Annotated in this window: 14 protein-coding genes and 1 tRNA gene; 3 read left to right on the top strand and 12 right to left on the bottom strand. The window is 71.3% G+C overall.

Features of this window, described 5'->3' with window-relative positions; genetic code table 11:
• Positions 1–46: 46 nt before the first annotated feature.
• Entirely contained in the window at positions 47–1,192 is a 1,146-nt protein-coding gene (hppD, locus tag ACFV6V_RS15045) for a 4-hydroxyphenylpyruvate dioxygenase (RefSeq protein WP_385564300.1), read from the bottom strand.
• A 123-nt stretch (positions 1,193–1,315) separates the two neighbouring features.
• On the opposite strand from hppD, the gene ACFV6V_RS15040 reads away from it, so the two are divergent.
• Positions 1,316–1,792 (top strand): Lrp/AsnC family transcriptional regulator, encoded by a 477-nt coding sequence (locus ACFV6V_RS15040; RefSeq protein ID WP_385564297.1) that lies wholly within the window; start codon positions 1,316–1,318, stop codon positions 1,790–1,792.
• A 127-nt stretch (positions 1,793–1,919) separates the two neighbouring features.
• Here ACFV6V_RS15040 and ACFV6V_RS15035 read toward each other — a convergent pair whose 3' ends face one another.
• The 6 genes from ACFV6V_RS15035 to ACFV6V_RS15010 all read right to left on the bottom strand — a co-directional run bounded on the left by ACFV6V_RS15035 (position 1,920) and on the right by ACFV6V_RS15010 (position 7,770).
• Complete coding sequence (locus ACFV6V_RS15035; RefSeq protein ID WP_385564294.1) at positions 1,920–2,714, bottom strand: S16 family serine protease; 795 nt, start codon at positions 2,712–2,714, stop codon at positions 1,920–1,922.
• A 56-nt stretch (positions 2,715–2,770) separates the two neighbouring features.
• A complete protein-coding gene (locus ACFV6V_RS15030; RefSeq protein WP_385564292.1) occupies positions 2,771–3,412 on the bottom strand; it encodes an IclR family transcriptional regulator in 642 nt (213 codons plus the stop codon).
• A gap of 375 nt (positions 3,413–3,787) precedes the next feature.
• Positions 3,788–5,578, bottom strand: a complete 1,791-nt coding sequence (locus tag ACFV6V_RS15025; protein ID WP_385564289.1) for a DEAD/DEAH box helicase — start codon at positions 5,576–5,578, stop codon at positions 3,788–3,790.
• Between the two features lie 133 nt (positions 5,579–5,711).
• Positions 5,712–6,080 (bottom strand): type II toxin-antitoxin system death-on-curing family toxin, encoded by a 369-nt coding sequence (locus ACFV6V_RS15020; protein ID WP_385564541.1) that lies wholly within the window; start codon positions 6,078–6,080, stop codon positions 5,712–5,714.
• On the bottom strand, positions 6,080–6,277 hold the full coding sequence (locus tag ACFV6V_RS15015) for an Arc family DNA-binding protein (protein ID WP_351810035.1): 198 nt from the start codon (positions 6,275–6,277) through the stop codon (positions 6,080–6,082). The genes ACFV6V_RS15020 and ACFV6V_RS15015 overlap by 1 nt, the downstream gene beginning before the upstream one ends.
• A 32-nt stretch (positions 6,278–6,309) precedes the next feature.
• On the bottom strand, positions 6,310–7,770 hold the full coding sequence (locus ACFV6V_RS15010) for an MFS transporter (RefSeq protein WP_385564286.1): 1,461 nt from the start codon (positions 7,768–7,770) through the stop codon (positions 6,310–6,312).
• Between the two features lie 241 nt (positions 7,771–8,011).
• On the opposite strand from ACFV6V_RS15010, the gene ACFV6V_RS15005 reads away from it, so the two are divergent.
• Positions 8,012–8,083, top strand: a tRNA-Cys gene (locus tag ACFV6V_RS15005).
• Between the two features lie 84 nt (positions 8,084–8,167).
• Here the strand turns inward: ACFV6V_RS15005 and ACFV6V_RS15000 are convergent.
• From ACFV6V_RS15000 to ACFV6V_RS14980, 5 genes are all read right to left on the bottom strand, one after another.
• Entirely contained in the window at positions 8,168–10,501 is a 2,334-nt protein-coding gene (locus ACFV6V_RS15000; protein ID WP_385564283.1) for a molybdopterin cofactor-binding domain-containing protein, read from the bottom strand.
• Positions 10,498–11,922 (bottom strand): 2Fe-2S iron-sulfur cluster-binding protein, encoded by a 1,425-nt coding sequence (locus ACFV6V_RS14995; protein ID WP_385564281.1) that lies wholly within the window; start codon positions 11,920–11,922, stop codon positions 10,498–10,500. The genes ACFV6V_RS15000 and ACFV6V_RS14995 overlap by 4 nt, the downstream gene beginning before the upstream one ends.
• The gene (locus ACFV6V_RS14990) at positions 11,919–12,797 is read right to left on the bottom strand and encodes an FAD binding domain-containing protein (RefSeq protein ID WP_385564278.1); all 879 of its coding nucleotides are present in this window, start codon (positions 12,795–12,797) and stop codon (positions 11,919–11,921) included. The genes ACFV6V_RS14995 and ACFV6V_RS14990 overlap by 4 nt, the downstream gene beginning before the upstream one ends.
• Before the next feature lie 469 nt (positions 12,798–13,266).
• Entirely contained in the window at positions 13,267–13,554 is a 288-nt protein-coding gene (locus ACFV6V_RS14985; protein ID WP_385564275.1) for a DUF3039 domain-containing protein, read from the bottom strand.
• A gap of 64 nt (positions 13,555–13,618) precedes the next feature.
• Positions 13,619–14,179 carry a YqgE/AlgH family protein gene (locus ACFV6V_RS14980; RefSeq protein ID WP_361290512.1) on the bottom strand — a complete coding sequence of 187 codons (561 nt, stop codon included), beginning with the start codon at positions 14,177–14,179 and terminating at the stop codon, positions 13,619–13,621.
• Positions 14,180–14,521: 342 nt separating this feature from the next.
• Here ACFV6V_RS14980 and murA point away from each other — a divergent pair, with 342 nt between their 5' ends.
• Positions 14,522–15,862, top strand: coding sequence for a UDP-N-acetylglucosamine 1-carboxyvinyltransferase (gene murA / locus ACFV6V_RS14975; RefSeq protein ID WP_385564272.1), 1,341 nt, complete (start codon positions 14,522–14,524; stop codon positions 15,860–15,862).
• Positions 15,863–15,985 lie beyond the last annotated feature (123 nt).

Raw genomic sequence — 15,985 nt, 5'->3', positions numbered from 1 at the left:
GGACGGGCGGGAATCCCTCCCCGCCCGTCCCCTGTCCTCACAGGCTTTACAGGTTGCCGCGCTTGTCCTGCTCGCGCTCGATCGCCTCGAACAGGGCCTTGAAGTTGCCCTTGCCGAAGCCCATCGAGCCATGGCGCTCGATGAGTTCGAAGAACACGGTCGGACGGTCCTGGACCGGCTTGGTGAAGATCTGGAGCAAATAGCCGTCCTCGTCGCGGTCGGCGAGGATCTTCAGCTCGCGGAGGGTCTCGATCGGGACCCGGGTGTCGCCGACCCACTCGCCGAGGGTGTCGTAGTACGAGTCGGGGGTGTCCAGGAACCGCACTCCGGCCGCGCGCATCGTGCGCACCGTCTCCACGATGTCGTTCGTGGCGAGCGCGATGTGCTGCACACCCGCGCCGCCGTAGAACTCCAGATACTCGTCGATCTGCGACTTCTTCTTGGCGATGGCGGGCTCGTTGATCGGGAACTTCACCTTGAGGGTGCCGTCCGCGACGACCTTCGACATCAGCGCCGAGTACTCGGTCGCGATGTCGTCGCCGACGAACTCCTTCATGTTGGTGAAGCCCATGACGTTGTTGTAGAAGGCCACCCACTCGTTCATCCGGCCGAGCTCGACATTGCCCACGCAGTGGTCGATGGCCTGGAAGGTGCGCTTCGCCGGGGGCGCGACGATCGGCTCGGCGGCGACGAAGCCGGGCAGGTAGGGACCGTCGTAACCGGAGCGGTCCACGAGGGTGTGGCGCGTCTTGCCGTACGTGGCGATGGCGGCGAGCACCACGGTCCCGTTCTCGTCCTTGACCTCGTAGGGCTCCTCGATGCCGCGCGCGCCGTGCTCGACGGCGTACGCGTACGCCGCACGGGCGTCCGGCACCTCGATGGCGAGGTCGATGACACCGTCGCCGTGCTCGGCGACATGGTCGGCGAGGAAACGGCCCCAGTCGGTGGACGGCTTGATGACGGAGGTGAGGACGAAGCGGGCGGCGCCGTTCGAGAGGACGTACGAGGCGGTCTCGCGACTGCCGGTCTCCGGTCCGGAGTAGGCGACGAGCTTCATGCCGAAGGCGGTGGAGTAGTAGTGCGCGGCCTGCTTGGCGTTGCCCACGGCGAAGACGACCGCGTCCATTCCCTTCACCGGGAAGGGGTCGGCCTGCCGGGCGGTGTGAGGGGTCTGTTCCTGGATCTCAGTCATGGCGGCAGACTCCCGCCGATCCACAAGCTGCGCAATAGTTTGTTTGTCGGCTGGTCAACCTGCACAGTCGATGTCCGAAATGTTCGGGCGATCTGTACATGATGACCATCCGGAGGGCTTCCGATGACGATCGATCAGCTTGACGGCAAACTGATTGTGCTTCTGGCACGTGAGCCCCGCATCGGCGTGCTGGAGGCCTCCCGCCGTCTGGGGGTCGCCCGCGGCACGGTCCAGGCGCGCCTTGACCGCCTCCAGTCCAGCGGGGTCATCCGGGGCTTCGGCCCGGACGTGGACCCGGCAGCCCTCGGCTATCCGGTCACAGCGTTCGCGACCCTGGAGATCAAGCAGGGCGAGGGGACGGATGTACGGGCCCATCTGGCGACCGTCCCCGAGGTGCTGGAACTGCACACGACGACGGGCCACGGCGACATGCTCTGCCGGCTCGTCGCACGCTCCAACGCCGACCTCCAGCGGGTGATCGACCGGGTGGTGGGATTCGAGGGGATCGTGCGGGCGTCGACGGCGATCGTCATGGAGAACCCGGTGCCGCTGCGCGTCATCCCGCTGGTGGAGCAGGCGGCGGCGGACGCCCGCCGCTGAGCCCGGGAGGGTCCGGGTGGGTCCGCCATCGCCTCGACCGTTGACGCGGCGAGTCGGCGAGTCGGCGAGTCGGCGAGTCGGCGAGTCGGGCGGAGCTACCGGAAGGCTCCCCCTGAGCGGCGGCGACTCAGCAGGTCGGGACCTTGTCCGAGCCCTTGCCCAGGAGCCGCAGTGCGTCCACGGTGTCCTTCAGCGTCGTCACCGGGATCAGCCGCATGTCCTTGGGCGCCTCGGCATGGGCGTCCATGCACTCGGCCTTGGGGACGAGGAACACCTTCGCGCCGTCCCGGGCCGCCGCCTGGGTCTTGAGGGCCACCCCGCCGACGGCGCCGACCTCACCGTCCGGGGTGATCGTGCCCGTACCCGCGATATCGCGGCCACCGGTCAGATCCCCACCCGCGCCATTGCCCTCGATCTTGTCGACGATGCCGAGCGCGAAGAGCAGTCCGGCGCTGGGGCCGCCGACGTCCGCGAGGTTCAGGGTGACCTTCACCTTCGCCGGGTCCTCGTCGAGATAGCCGAGGGCCGCCTGCACCGCGCTGTTCTGGGACCGCGCCATCTCGGCGGCGTTGTGCTTCTGGATCTGCTTGTCGGACTGCCCGGGCGGGTAGACGGCGTCACGGGGCAGCACCGCGCGGTCGCTGCGGAACCACGCGTCCACCACATCGCCGAAGTCCACGTCGGCGGACGGCCCGGTGGCCATGATCGTCGTCATCCGCAGTGCGCCCTCCGGCTGCCGGGTGGGCGCGCCGGAGATCGTGATCACCGGCTTCCCCTGGTCCGACCCCAGCACATTGGTGGTCTGGCCCGGCTGCGCCAAGGCGAACGGCAACGGTGCGAGCCCGGCCACCGCGAGCAGCGCGGCGACGGGGACGGCGCAGACGGCGAGAGCCCAGGGGCGCGGGAGTCGAGAGAGGAACACGGTGTCAATCTAGCGGCACAGCAGCGGACGACGAGCCCGGCCCCGGGGCGCCCGCCTCAGCGCAGCGCTTCCGCCACCTCACGGGCCGCCTCCACCACGCGGGGCCCCACCCGCTCCGGTACGGCCTCGGCGAGCATGACGACCCCGACACTGCCCTCGATGCCTGTCACCCCTATCAACGGCGCTGCCGCGCCGCTCGCACCGGCCTCCAGTTCGCCGTGGGTGAGGGTGCACATGGGCTCGGTGAGCCCCCCTTGGCGGGCGGAGAGGATCGCCCTGCCTGCCGCACCGCGGTCCAACGGGTGCCGGAAGCCCGCCCGGTACGCGACGTGGTAGTCCGTCCAGGTCGGTTCGACGACCGCGACCGCCAGCGCCTCCGCGCCGTCGACCAGGGTCAGATGCGCGGTGGCCCCGATGTCCTCGGCGAGCGAACGCAGCGCGGGCATCGCCGCCTCCCGTACCAGCGGATGCACCTGGCGGCCCAGCCGCAGCACACCGAGCCCCACCCGGGCACGGCCGCCCAGGTCGCGGCGGACGAGGGCGTGCTGTTCCAGGGTGGCGAGCAGCCGGTAGACGACCGTCCTGTTGACGCCGAGCCTGGTGGACAGCTCGGTGACGGTCAGACCGTGGTCGGTGTCGGCGAGCAGCTTGAGGACACGCAGTCCCCGGTCGAGCGTCTGGGAAGTCTCCGCGGTCACGACGCCCTCTCCTTCGGTGTTCGGAGTGAGTGGCGGCAGCGCTCTCGCGGACCGTTCGGCGGGACCGGTCCCTATGGAGCAACCGCACGCACGGAGAGGCCGCCGGCGGGTTGGCACACCGGCTGCGCTCCGCGGCGGCGCTGCCACGGGGCGTTGTCAATGCGGGGAATGTAGCGACAGGCTCCGCTGAGCGGAAGACCTCGTCCAGAATCCGGGCGCCGGGGCAGGCGGGCAGGCCGGGGAAAGCCGAGGCAAGACGAGGAAGGGGGTAGGACAGGCGCGTGGATGCCGTACGGGGCGCACGGGTGTTTCAGGGTGGCCCGAACCCTCACGCGCGCCGCGTGCGCGGACGATCGCGACCGCACGCGGACGGGGTCACCGCATCCGGGTCGCCCACTCCTGCACCTTCTTGATCCGCTCCCGGATCTGACCCGCCGTCGCCTCCGCGCTCGGCGGTCCGCCGCACACCCTCCGCAGCTCGGTGTGGATCACGCCGTGCGGCTTCCCGCTCTGGTGCACATAGGCGCCGACCATCGTGTTGAGCTGCTTGCGCAGCTCCAGCAGCTCCTTGTGCGAGATCACCGGCCGCCGCTCCGCGGGCAGCTCCAGGAGGTCGGCCTCCGCGTCCGGCTTCTTGCGGCTGTGCGCGATCTGACGCGCCTGGCGCTTCTGGAGCAGCATCTGCACCTGGTCCGGTTCGAGCAGCCCCGGGATGCCGAGGTAGTCCTGCTCCTCCTCGCTACCGGGATGCGCCTGCATGCCGAACTCGGCGCCGTTGTACATCACCCGGTCGAAGACCGCATCGGACTCCAGCGCCTCGAAAGGCAGCATGTCCTGCTCGCCGGTGTCCTCGTCCTGCTCCTTGTTGGCCTCGTCCATCTCCTTCTCCGACTCGGCGTACGGGTCCTCCTCGCCGTCCTTCTTGGGGCGGTCGAGCACATGGTCGCGCTCGACCTCCATCTCGTTGGCGAAGCCGAGGAGCATGGGGATGGTCGGCAGGAACACGGACGCGGTCTCGCCGCGCCGCCGCGACCGTACGAAACGGCCCACGGCCTGGGCGAAGAAGAGAGGAGTGGAGATCGTCGTGGCATAGACCCCCACCGCGAGTCGGGGCACGTCGACGCCTTCCGACACCATCCTGACGGCGACCATCCAGCGGTCGTCGTTCTCGCTGAACTCGTCGATCCGTTTCGAGGCGCCCGTGTCGTCGGACAGCACGACGGTCGCCTTCGTGCCGGTGATCTCCCGGATCAGCTTGGCGTACGCCCGCGCCGAATCCTGGTCCGAGGCGATGACCAGGCCACCCGCGTCCGGGATCGACTTCCTGACCTCGCCCAGCCGCTGGTCGGCGGCGCGCAGCACGTTCGGCATCCACTCACCGCGCGGATCGAGGGCGGTACGCCAGGCCTGCGAGATCGCGTCCTTGGTCATCGGCTCGCCGAGCCGGGCGGCGATCTCGTCGCCCGCCTTGGTGCGCCAGCGCATGTTGCCGCTGTAGGAGAGGAAGATGACGGGCCGCACGACATTGTCGGCGAGCGCGTTCCCGTAGCCGTACGTGTAGTCGGCGGCGGACCGCCTGATCCCGTCGTTGCCCTCCTCGTAGGTGACGAACGGGATGGGGTTCGTGTCGGAGCGGAACGGCGTACCGGTGAGCGCGAGCCGCCGGGTCGCCGGTTCGAACGCCTCCAGACAGGCCTCGCCCCAGGACTTGGAGTCACCGGCGTGGTGGATCTCGTCAAGGATGACGAGGGTCTTGCGCTGCTCGCTGCGGTTTCGGTGCAGCATCGGGCGGACGCCGACACCTGCGTAGGTGATGGCGATGCCGTCGTACTCCTTGCTCAACGGGCCCGCGCTGTAGTCCGGGTCCAGCTTGATACCGATCCGCGCCGCCGCCGCCGCCCACTGCTTCTTCAGATGCTCGGTCGGCGCGACGACGGTGATCTGCTGCACCACATGGTGGTGCAGCAACCAGGACGCGAGGGTGAGCGCGAAGGTCGTCTTACCGGCGCCGGGGGTCGCCACCGCCAGGAAGTCACGGGGCTGCTCCTGGATGTACTTGTCCATGGCGCCCTGCTGCCAGGCACGCAGCTTGCTGGCGGTACCCCAGGGGGCGCGGCCGGGGAAGGCGGGTGAGAGGTGGTGGGAGTGCGAGGCGGTGGTAGTCACGGTCTCCGGTTCGGGCGCTCGGTTCTACGTGCGGTCGTACGACAACCGGGCCACCCTACCGGTGGCCCGGTGCCCGACCCGGCGGAACGCGGGCGCGTCCCCCGCAGGTGCGGTGAGCGTCACAGCGGATGAGTCAGCGCGCGAACCTCGGCAGCTGTGCAGCGATCTTGGGGACGTCGAGCATGCCCTGACACACGTCCAGGACGAACTGCTCGGCCTCGTCCACATCGAACTGCACGTCCAGCGGATGCCCGTTCATGTGCAGGAAAACCCAGGTGGCATACCAGGACAGGCGCTTGTTGCCATCAACGAGGGCGTGGTTACGGGCGAGCGACTCCATCAGTGCGGCCGCCTTCTGCCACACGTCCGGGTAGGCGTCCTGACCGAACACGCTCGACTGGGGGCGGGCAAGCGCTGAGTCGAGCAGCCCGTAGTCGCGCACCTCGGTGGCGCCGAGCCGCTCGGCCAGGTTGAGCAGTTCGGGGAGAGTGAGGTACTGCATCATGCAAGCCTCCGGTTCAGCTCCCCACTGACCTTCAGGACGTGCTCCGCGGCTTCGTTGAACAGCCGCGAGTGTTCGTTTATGGCCCGGATGACAGCGTCATGGGCAAACGACTGCATGCTCCGCCCCTCCGCCTCGGCGCGCTCGCGCAGGGCGTCCAGCTCTTCCTCGGTGAACCTCACGTTGAGACCAGCCATGCCTACACGGTACCGCGCGGTACCATGCGGTGTCAGCCGCTTTTCGGCCCACCCAGCCTCGTCGCCACCCAGACCCCCACCAGCGCCACCGCCGCCATCGGTACGTACACCGCCGCGAACGCCAGCGGATGCGAACCCTGCGCGGCCGTGGCCGTATGAGCCCCCACCGCACCGCCGCCGAGGGCCGCGAACGCGGCGCCTCCGACGGCGAGCAGCAGCACGTTGGACAGTCCGTCGGATATCTGGAGCGCCGCCGAGTTCGCCCCGGACTCCTCGGGCGGTGACAGCTTCAGCAGCAGCACACTCGTGGAGCTGATCACCAGCCCCATCCCGAAGCAGCCCCACCCCCAGGCCACGGCCACGACCGCCACCGGCACGGACGGGATCAGCACGGAGGGCACGGTGGCTATGGCCGCCGCGACCAGCACCATGCCGGCCACCGCGAGGCGCTCGCGATAGGGCTCGACGCGCGGCCGGGACTGCACGAACGACCCCAGCGCCCAGGTCGCCCCGCCCACGGCGAGCGAGAGACCGGCGAGGGTCGGGGAAAGACCGCGCTGGGTGACCAGCATCAGCGGGACGAAGGACTCCGCGGAGATGAAGGCACCGGCCGCGACCCCGCGCAACAGCACCACGGACGGCAGTCCGCGGGCCGCGCGGTACGTACCGCGCGGCAGCAGCCCGCGCACGGCCGGCACCAGCAGCGCCGCGCCCATCGCGGCCGGAAGGAGCGACAGCCACCGCAGGTCCTGCGCCGCGTACTGCAGCAGCCCGGTGCCGAGCGAGATGCCCAGCGCCAGCTTGATCCGGCGGCTGTCGAAACGGGCGGCAGGCGCCGTCTCCCGATCCGCGGCGGTGACCGGCCCCGAGGCCATCCGCCGGGTCGCGGGCAGCGCGAGCGCGAGCGGCACCAGGACCAGCGGCGGTATGCCGAGGAACACCCAGCGCCAGCCGAGCTGTTCGGTGACCGTGCCGGCGACGAGGGGGCCGATCACCGACGGGATCACCCAGCTCGCGGCGAAGGCCGCCATGATGGCCGGCTGAAGGCGCTGCGGATAGGCCCGCCCGACCACGACGTACAGCGCGACGATCACCAGCCCGCCGCCGAGACCCTGGACGGCCCGCCCCCCGATGAACTGCCACATCGTGCCCGCGGTGCCGCACAGCAGCAGCCCGGCCGCGAAAGCCGAGATCCCCGCGCTGAGCGGCCCCAGCGGCCCGCGCCGGTCCGCCCACTGCCCCGCCACGACCATCCCGAACAGGCTCGTCGTGAACAGCGCCGAGAACCCGAACGCGTACAGCCCGACCCCGTGCAGCTCGCGCGCGGCGACCGGCATGGCCGTACCGACCGCGGTCGCCTCGAACGCGATCAGCAGCACGACGGAGACGATCCCGGCACTGAGGGCCCGGTACCGGCTGCCGAGAACACCGCCGTCGAGCTCTTGCCCGAGCTCGACGGCGCTGTCGGCTTCACGTGGCCTGAGGGCAGTCATGAGCTCAGGGTAAGGGGCGTGTACGACACTCGGCCCTGTCGCGAGACGGGACCTGCGTCGTCCTTTGGCCCTACGCCCGGAGGCCTACCGCCCCGCCCCCGGACGGGAAACAGAGGCTCACTGTGAAGCACCGTGAACGGCGCGTTGCAGTCGCATGCCAGCCCCGGCGCGACGCTTGAGCGACCCCGCACGGCGCGCCTACGGTCGACGCACGCGAAGGCTGAATGCCTACGCCACACATGACCGTGTGCCCGAGTGGCTCAGGGGCTCGTCTGCAAAGCGAGTTACGCGGGTTCGAATCCCGCCACGGTCTCCGAAGCGCCGAAGGGCGCACAGGAAGGGCGGCACCCACTGGGGGTGCCGCCCTTCCTGTGTCGTGTCGCTGCGCGTGCCGTCCCTACGAACCGGCCGCCGCTACCGCCGCCTGGGGGCGGATCGGAAGGCGGTTGACCGGGCGGCCCGTGGCGGCGCGGACCGCGGAGGCGATGGCCGCCGGGGAGGTGACGACCGGGACCGCGCTGGCGGCCTTGGCGCCGAAGGGGGCCACCACGTCGCGTTCCTCGATGAGTTGCACGATGTGGATGTCGGGGGCGTCCAGGGACGTGGGCAGCGCGTAGCCCGTGAGGTCGGGGTGGCGGACCAGGCCGCGGGCGGTGCGGAGATTCTCGGTGAGGGCCGCGCCGACGCCCTGGGTGACTCCGGCCTCGATCCGGGCGGCCAGCTGGGCCGGGTTGAGGACACGGCCGACGTCCTGGGCGACCGCCATCTCGACGACCCGCACGGAGCCGAGCTCGATGTCGACGTCCACGACCGCGCGGATGGCGCAGAAGGCGAGCCCGACGAAGGCGTCGCCCTGGCCCTGGCCGTCGAGCGGCTCGGTGGGGTGGGGGCGGCACTGGGCGGTGGCCCAGAGTTCCTTACCGTCCATGGCCTCGGTGACGGTCGTGGACAGCACACCGTCATACGAGGTGATCTTGCCGTCGGTGATCTGGAGCAGCTCGGTGGACATCCCGAACTTGTGCGCCAGCGGCTGGAGCAGCTGGGTGCGGACCATCTTCGCTGCGCGCTCGACCGCGCCGCCCGACACCCAGGTGTGACGGCCATGGGTGGCGGGGCCCGCCGGGGGCTGGTCGGTGTCGACGGGGGCGACATGGACCTCGTCGATCCCGAGGGTCTCCTGGACGATCTGCCGGGCCAGCGTGGAGAAGCCCTGGCCGGTCTCCACGGCCGCGCAGATCACGGTGGCGATGCCGTCCTGGACCTTGACCGTCGCCGTCGAGACCTCGTCCTTGCCCTCGGCGCCGAGCATGTGGACCATGCCCAGCGCGTAGCCGACGCCACGGCGCACCGCACCCGGTTCGCCCGCGCCCTCGGCGCCGCCGGGGAGGAGCCAGGCGTCCTCGGGGGCGTCCAGGGGCAGCGGCGGCAGCGGGAAGTCGCGTACGGCCTGGAGCAGTTCCGCGACCGGGGCGGGGCAGGTGACCGTCTGGCCGGTGGGCAGGAGGTCACCGGTCGCCAGGACGTTGCGCATCCGGAGTTCGAGGGGGTCGAGGCCCAGCTTCGCAGCCAGCTTGTCCATCTGCGCCTCGTAGGCGGCGCACACCTGCATCGCGCCCTCGCCCCGCACGTGGCCGGACGGCGGGTTGTTGGTGCGTACGGCCCAGCCCTCGATGAAGGCGTGCGGCACGACGTAGGGGCCGCAGGCGAAGGCCACGGCGGCGGCCAGGGACTCGGACGAGGCGTCGGCGTAGGCCCCGGCGTCGAGCAGGATCTGTGCCTCCACCTTCACCAGACGGCCCTGGGCGTCGGCGTGGTGGCGGTACCGCAGCAGGGTGGGGTGCCGGTGGGCGTGGCCGAGGAAGGACTCCTCGCGGGTGGCGGCCAGCTTCACCGGACAGCCGGTTCTGAGCGCCAGCAGGCCGAGCGGGATCTGGAAGCCGGGGTCCTCGCGGTCACCGGTCGCACCGGGCACCCCGGTGACGACCAGCTTCACCTGCTCGGGTGGAAGACCGAAGCAGGCGGCGGCCAGATCGCGGTCGGTGTGCGGGTCGGTGGAGGCGGTGTAGATCTCGACGCCGCCGTCGGGGCGCGGCACGGCGAGGCCCGCCTCGGCCCCGATGGGGGCCGGGTCCTGGCGGCCGATCCGGTACAGGCCCTCGACGACGGTCTCGCCGGTCGTCCCGGGGTCGCCGTAGCTGAGCGGGATATGCCGGATCAGGTTGCCGTCGGGGTGCAGCGGTTCTGCGGCGAAGGCCTGCTCGGGATCGGTGACCGGTTCGAGGATCTCGTACTCGACCGCGATCGCGGCCGCCGCGAGCCGGGCGGTGTCGGGATGGTCGGCGGCGACGGCGGCGATCGCCTCACCGTGGTGCCGTACCAGGTCGGACGCGAAGACCGGGCGGTCGGCGACACTGCGGCCGTATGCCGCGTCGCCGGGGACGTCGGTGTGGGTGACGACGGCTCGTACACCGGGCATCGCGGCCGCGGCGGCGGTGTCGATGGCGGTGATACGGGCGTGGGGGTGCGGGGAGCGCAGGAGCGCGGCCCACAGCAGACCTTCCGCCCACAGGTCGGAGGCGTACGGGAACGTGCCCTCGGTCTTGGCGCGGGCGTCGGTCTGCGGCAGCGAGGCACCGAGTCCGTGGGCGGGCGCCTCCAGCGGAGAGCCGTCGACCGCCTGGGGCGCCGGGGCCGTGGAGGTGGCCGCAGTGGTGGCCGCGTCGTTGCTCACGCCATGCCTCCGTCATGCGGGTGGGGCTGGACACTACCCGCCCCTGGGGGCGCCTGGTGCGGGATGCGGGCGACGGCCTCGCCGGCGGACCCCGCGGACTCGGCGGCTGCCGCCTCGCGCTCCCCGACGACCTCGCGCACGGCGTCGAGGACACCGCGGTAGCCGGAGCAGCGGCAGAGGTTGCCGCACAGTGCCCGGCGGGTCTCCAGCTCGGTGGGGGCGTGGTTGCCCTCCAGCAGATCGTGGACGGTCATGGCCATGCCGGGGATGCAGAAGCCGCACTGGACGGCGCCACGGGTCGCGAGGGCGCGCTGCACGTCGGAGGGCTCACCGTCCACGGCCAGACCCTCGACCGTGCGGACCTCCGAGCCGGCCGCCGTGGCCGCGGGGACGAGGCAGGAGGCGACCAGCCGGCCGTCGACCTGGACGTTGCACGCACCGCACTCGCCCTGCGAGCAGCCGTCCTTCGCGCCTGCGAGGCCGAGCCGCTCCCGCAGGACGTAGAGCAGGGATTCGCCCACCCAGGCGTCCGCGACGGGGCGGTCGGCGCCGTTGACCCGCAGGACATACGAGGTGTGCGGGTGCTCGTCGCTGGACGGGGTGGACAGAGCGGGCGCCGCCGCGGCCGCGTCATGGTCGTCGAAGGCCGGGGCGTCGGCATCCGCGACCTCCGCGACCTCCGCTTCAGGCTGGTCGGCGGGTTCGCCGGCGCCTTCCGGCTCGGCCGCCTCCGTCTCCGTGCTTTCCGGCTCCGCCTCCACCGCCGCCGCCCAGGGTGCTGGGGCGCCACCGGGCAGGGTCGACGGATAGGACCCCGGGCCCCCGGGCTCGGGAGCGGACTCGTGGGCAGGCGCTTCCGAGGCTCCGGTGGGCTCCGCCCACGGCGCGGGCGCGCCGCCCGGAAGGGTGGCGGGCGGCGTGTGGCCGGCCCACTGGGACTCCAGCGCCGCCGGCGAGTACTCGCCGGACTCCTCCGGAAGGTCCCCCTGGGCCAGCGGGATGGTCCACTGGCCGGTCAACTCGCTCGTCTCGGCGTGCGTCTCGCCGTGCGCCGTCTCGCCGTGCATCACCGGACCGTCAGGCGCTCCGCCGTGCGTCGGGTGCGCCACGTCGGGGAACGTCCACTGCGCGGTCGCATGCGGGTCGTGCGGGTCGCGTGGCTCCGGCTCCGGCCAGGTCTGGGCGTTGTCCGCCGTGGACGTCAGCGGCATGATCATGGGCGGCGGAACGAAACCGTGGCCGGGCGCCGCGAGCGGGGCGTCCAGGCTGCCGTCCTGGGGCAGCTGGACGAAGGCCGTCATATCGGAGTCGTACTCACCCTGCGGGATGGGCTGCCAGCGGCCCCCGTGCTGCCGCTCATGCGCCTCGTGCGCAGGGCGCTGCTGTTCCGGCCGCTGCGGGCCGTTCTCTTCCGTACTCACGACAGTGCCCTCCCCAGTGCTCGTCGGGCCAGCGCGGCGACCGTGCGCCGCAGGTGCAGGATCGCGGGCGGCAGCTGCTCGCTCCCTTCCGGGTCCGGGATGCAGGCGGCCGCCACGTACTCCCCGAAGGCGGTCAGCGCCTCAGGGGCCAGCCCGCGCTCACCGTCCCAGTCGATCAGTGACGCGATCCACTGCTCCGCTTCCAGCGGGCGCAGCGGCATAGGGGCGATCGCGCCGACCGCGCACCGAACCCCGCGCCTGGCCGGGTCGAGCACGACGGCGACGGACGCCGACGCCCGGCCGGGGCCGGTGCGCCCCGTGACCTTGAAGAACACCTGGGGGGCGTGCAGCAGCGGCACACGTACGAAGCCGATCAGCTCGGCCGGGCGCAGCATGTCCCGGCCGGCCAGCAGATGGGAGACCGGGAGCTCACGGCGCGTACCACCGGGGCCCGCGACGATCAGCTCAGCCTCCAGGGCCGCCAGCACGGGCAGGGTGTCGCCGGTGGGGGCCGCACTGGCGATGTTGCCGCCAAGGGTGCCCGCGTTGCGGATCTGCGGCGGTCCCGCGGCGCGCGCGGACGCGGCCAGTGCCGGGATCAGCGCGGCGAAGTCGGGCCTGCCCATCCGGGCGTGGGTGAGTCCCGCGCCGAGCAGCGCGTGTCCGTCCTGGTACTGCCAGCCTCGGATCTCGTTGATACGGCCGAGACCGACCAGACCCGCGGGCCGCAGTCGGCCCTTGTTGACGGCGGCCATCAGATCCGTGCCGCCCGCGACCGGCACGGCAGCGGGCATGGCGCTGAGCGCCGCCACGGCCTCGTCGAGCGAAGCCGGCAGCGTCACGGGCTGCGTCGCCTGCGATGCGTGCGTGGTCAACCCAGCTGCCCCTTCCCGGTGTCCCCGGCTGTCCGTGCTGTCCGACTGTGTTGCCGTACCGTACGTGCTCACCGCCCGGAGGTGGCAACTCTGGCACATCTTCCGAGCAGTCCGGCGCGAGGGTCAGCGACTCGGATGAGCGGCACCTCCGCACCGGACATCCCAAGGATGGGTGACTGCCCGGTTTGCCGCGACGGTGGTGCCACGTGCGGGTTCTCGCTCTTCCGCGTCCCTTGTACGACTTTTCCCGTAGCCGCCCACGGTCTCAGGAACCGGCCCGTTGAGCACCCCCCTTGTTGCCGGGCTCACACGTTTGGGGGCGCCCCCTCGATCGCGCGTCCGAGCACCCTCTGGCGCCGGGCCTGCCCGGGAAACACCGCCACCAGCCCCACCGCGAGCTGACGCAGAACGGCCTCCGGGGGAGCGCCCGCAGCGCACCCCTGGAGGCCGTCCGGTACGGAAGGACCGCCTACTTGTCCTTGCCGCCGTCCTTGCCCTTGTCGCCACCCGAGCCCATGGACTCGTAGATCTCCTTGCACATGGGACAGACCGGGTACTTCTTGGGGTCACGCCCCGGCACCCAGACCTTTCCGCACAGTGCCACCACGGGAGTGCCGTCGAGGGCGCTCGCCATGATCTTGTCCTTCTGGACGTAGTGGGCGAAGCGCTCGTGGTCGCCGTCGCCGTGCGACACCTGCGGTGCCGGCTCTACGAGGGTGCCCGTACCTGCCCCGCGCTCGGGCTCGAGAGTGCTCATAGGTGCCAAGGGTACTGAAGGACGGCCGCTTCGCGGCGTGAGGGCGGCGGGCACCTCGGCAACGTCAGTTGAGTGAGGGGTCGTCCGGGTACGTGGCGACCATCGCCAGCTCGTTGCGCTGGCGGCGCAGGACCGCCCGCCACAGGCTCTCCGGGCGCGGGGACGACACGTCGCCCGGCTCCGACTCGACGACGTACCAGGCACCCTCGGTGAGCTCGTCCTCCAGCTGGCCCGGACCCCAGCCCGCGTAGCCCGCGAAGATCCGCAGCGAGCCGAGGGCCGACGCGAGCAGCTCGGGCGGAGCCTCCAGGTCGACCAGGCCGATCGCCCCGTGCACCCGGCGCCAGCCCAGCGGGCCCTCGTCGCCCGGGATGACGGCGACACCGAGGGCCGAGTCCAGCGAGACCGGGCCGCCCTGGAACACCACTCCCGGGTCGCCGGCCAGGGTCGCCCAGGGTTCCAGGATGTCGCCGACGACGACGGGGGTGGGCCGGTTCAGGACCACGCCGAGCGAGCCCTCGTCGTCGTGGTCCAGCAGGAGGACCACCGCGCGGTCGAAGTTCGGATCCGCGAGGGCCGGTGTGGCGACGAGCAGCCGCCCTGTGAGGGAGGACACCTCGGTCATGCGAGACATGATCTCGCATCTTCGCCCTCCGTGGGGAGCGGACGTCGGAGTGCGAACCGGAGCGGCGGCGCATGCACCGAGGGTGAACCGGCGCAGCTCAGGGCGCACTGCCGGCGGCAGCGCCGAAACGCTGCCGGGGCGCGCGCACCCCGGGGCCACGGCGAAACGGACGGTAACCCTCCGCAGGCGCGCCCGAACAGAGCGTATTGTGCCGAATTCATTACGCATACGTAGTGCCCTTGGCCTTACTGAACACGGGTAGGAGGGCCTTAACCTTTTCCCTGGCCCCTGCCCGACCTCCCCCTCGCACCATGGAGGGGGACCCTCCGGAACGCGAGTTTCATGACCGGCACAGACGATGTACTGCTTGTCCACGGCGGAACCCCGCTGGTGGGCGAGATCCGCGTCCGCGGCGCCAAGAACCTGGTGCCGAAGGCCATGGTCGCCGCGCTGCTCGGCAGCGAGCCGAGCCGGCTGCGCAATGTGCCCGATATCCGTGATGTGCGGGTGGTGCGCGGACTGCTCCAGCTGCACGGTGTGACGGTGCGCCCGGGTGACGAGCCCGGTGAGCTGGTGCTCGACCCGACATACGTGGAGAGCGCGAACGTCGCCGACATCGACGCCCACGCGGGTTCCTCCCGGATCCCGATCCTCTTCTGCGGGCCGCTGCTGCACCGCCTGGGCCATGCCTTCATCCCCGGTCTCGGCGGCTGTGACATCGGCGGTCGGCCGATCGACTTCCACTTCGACGTGCTGCGCCAGTTCGGCGCGAAGATCGAGAAGCGTGCGGACGGGCAGTACCTGGAGGCTCCGCAGCGGCTGCGCGGCTGCAAGATCCGGCTGCCGTACCCGTCGGTCGGCTCGACCGAGCAGGTACTGCTGACCGCCGTGCTCGCCGAGGGTGTCACGGAGCTGTCCAACGCGGCCGTGGAGCCGGAGATCGAGGACCTCATCTGCGTGCTGCAGAAGATGGGGGCGATGATCTCGGTGGACACCGACCGTACGATCCGGATCACCGGCGTCGAGCGGCTCGGCGGCTACACCCACCGGGCGCTCCCGGACCGCCTGGAGGCCGCGTCCTGGGCCTCGGCGGCCCTGGCGACCGAGGGCAACATCTATGTGCGCGGAGCGCAGCAGCGCTCGATGATGACCTTCCTGAACACCTACCGGAGGGTGGGTGGCGCCTTCGAGATCGACGACGAGGGCATCCGCTTCTGGCATCCCGGGGGCTCGCTCAACGCGATCGCCCTGGAGACGGACGTGCACCCCGGCTTCCAGACGGACTGGCAGCAGCCGCTGGTCGTGGCGCTGACGCAGGCGGCGGGCCTGTCGATCGTGCACGAGACGGTGTACGAGTCGCGGCTGGGCTTCACCTCGGCGTTGAACCAGATGGGCGCGCACATCCAGCTGTACCGGGAGTGCCTGGGCGGCTCCGACTGCCGCTTCGGCCAGCGCAACTTCCTGCACTCGGCGGTGGTGTCCGGCCCCACGAAGCTCCAGGGCGCGGATCTGGTCATCCCGGACCTGCGGGGCGGGTTCTCGTATCTGATCGCGGCGCTGGCAGCGCAGGGCACCTCGCGGGTGCACGGGATCGGCCTGATCAACCGAGGCTACGAGAACTTCATGGAGAAGCTCGTGGAGCTGGGCGCGAAGGTCGAGCTCCCGGCGGGCGCGGTGGTCTGAACCGCCCGATCGGCCCACTAGCGGTGGCCCCGGCTGTGAAAGCCGGGGGCCCCCCCGGGTGGGGGCGGCGGTGTCTTATAAACAAAAGAAGCAGCCGACGACATAGGTCGGGTAGATAACGGT

This window comes from Streptomyces sp. NPDC059828, from assembly GCF_042731955.1.
Taxonomy (GTDB): domain Bacteria; phylum Actinomycetota; class Actinomycetes; order Streptomycetales; family Streptomycetaceae; genus Streptomyces.
Note: the sequence above shows the minus strand (reverse complement) of the source record. Positions and strands in the feature narration are given on the sequence as shown.

What these genes read in the sequence shown, in the direction of transcription:
- hppD (WP_385564300.1), bottom strand. Translation starts at nt 1,192, where the DNA reads ATGACTGAGATCCAGGAACAGACCCCTCACACCGCCCGGCAGGCCGAC.
- ACFV6V_RS15040 (WP_385564297.1), top strand. Translation starts at nt 1,316, where the DNA reads ATGACGATCGATCAGCTTGACGGCAAACTGATTGTGCTTCTGGCACGT.
- ACFV6V_RS15020 (WP_385564541.1), bottom strand. Translation starts at nt 6,080, where the DNA reads ATGCAGTACCTCACTCTCCCCGAACTGCTCAACCTGGCCGAGCGGCTC.
- ACFV6V_RS15015 (WP_351810035.1), bottom strand. Translation starts at nt 6,277, where the DNA reads ATGGCTGGTCTCAACGTGAGGTTCACCGAGGAAGAGCTGGACGCCCTG.
- ACFV6V_RS15010 (WP_385564286.1), bottom strand. Translation starts at nt 7,770, where the DNA reads ATGACTGCCCTCAGGCCACGTGAAGCCGACAGCGCCGTCGAGCTCGGG.
- ACFV6V_RS14985 (WP_385564275.1), bottom strand. Translation starts at nt 13,554, where the DNA reads ATGAGCACTCTCGAGCCCGAGCGCGGGGCAGGTACGGGCACCCTCGTA.
- ACFV6V_RS14980 (WP_361290512.1), bottom strand. Translation starts at nt 14,179, where the DNA reads ATGACCGAGGTGTCCTCCCTCACAGGGCGGCTGCTCGTCGCCACACCG.
- murA (WP_385564272.1), top strand. Translation starts at nt 14,522, where the DNA reads ATGACCGGCACAGACGATGTACTGCTTGTCCACGGCGGAACCCCGCTG.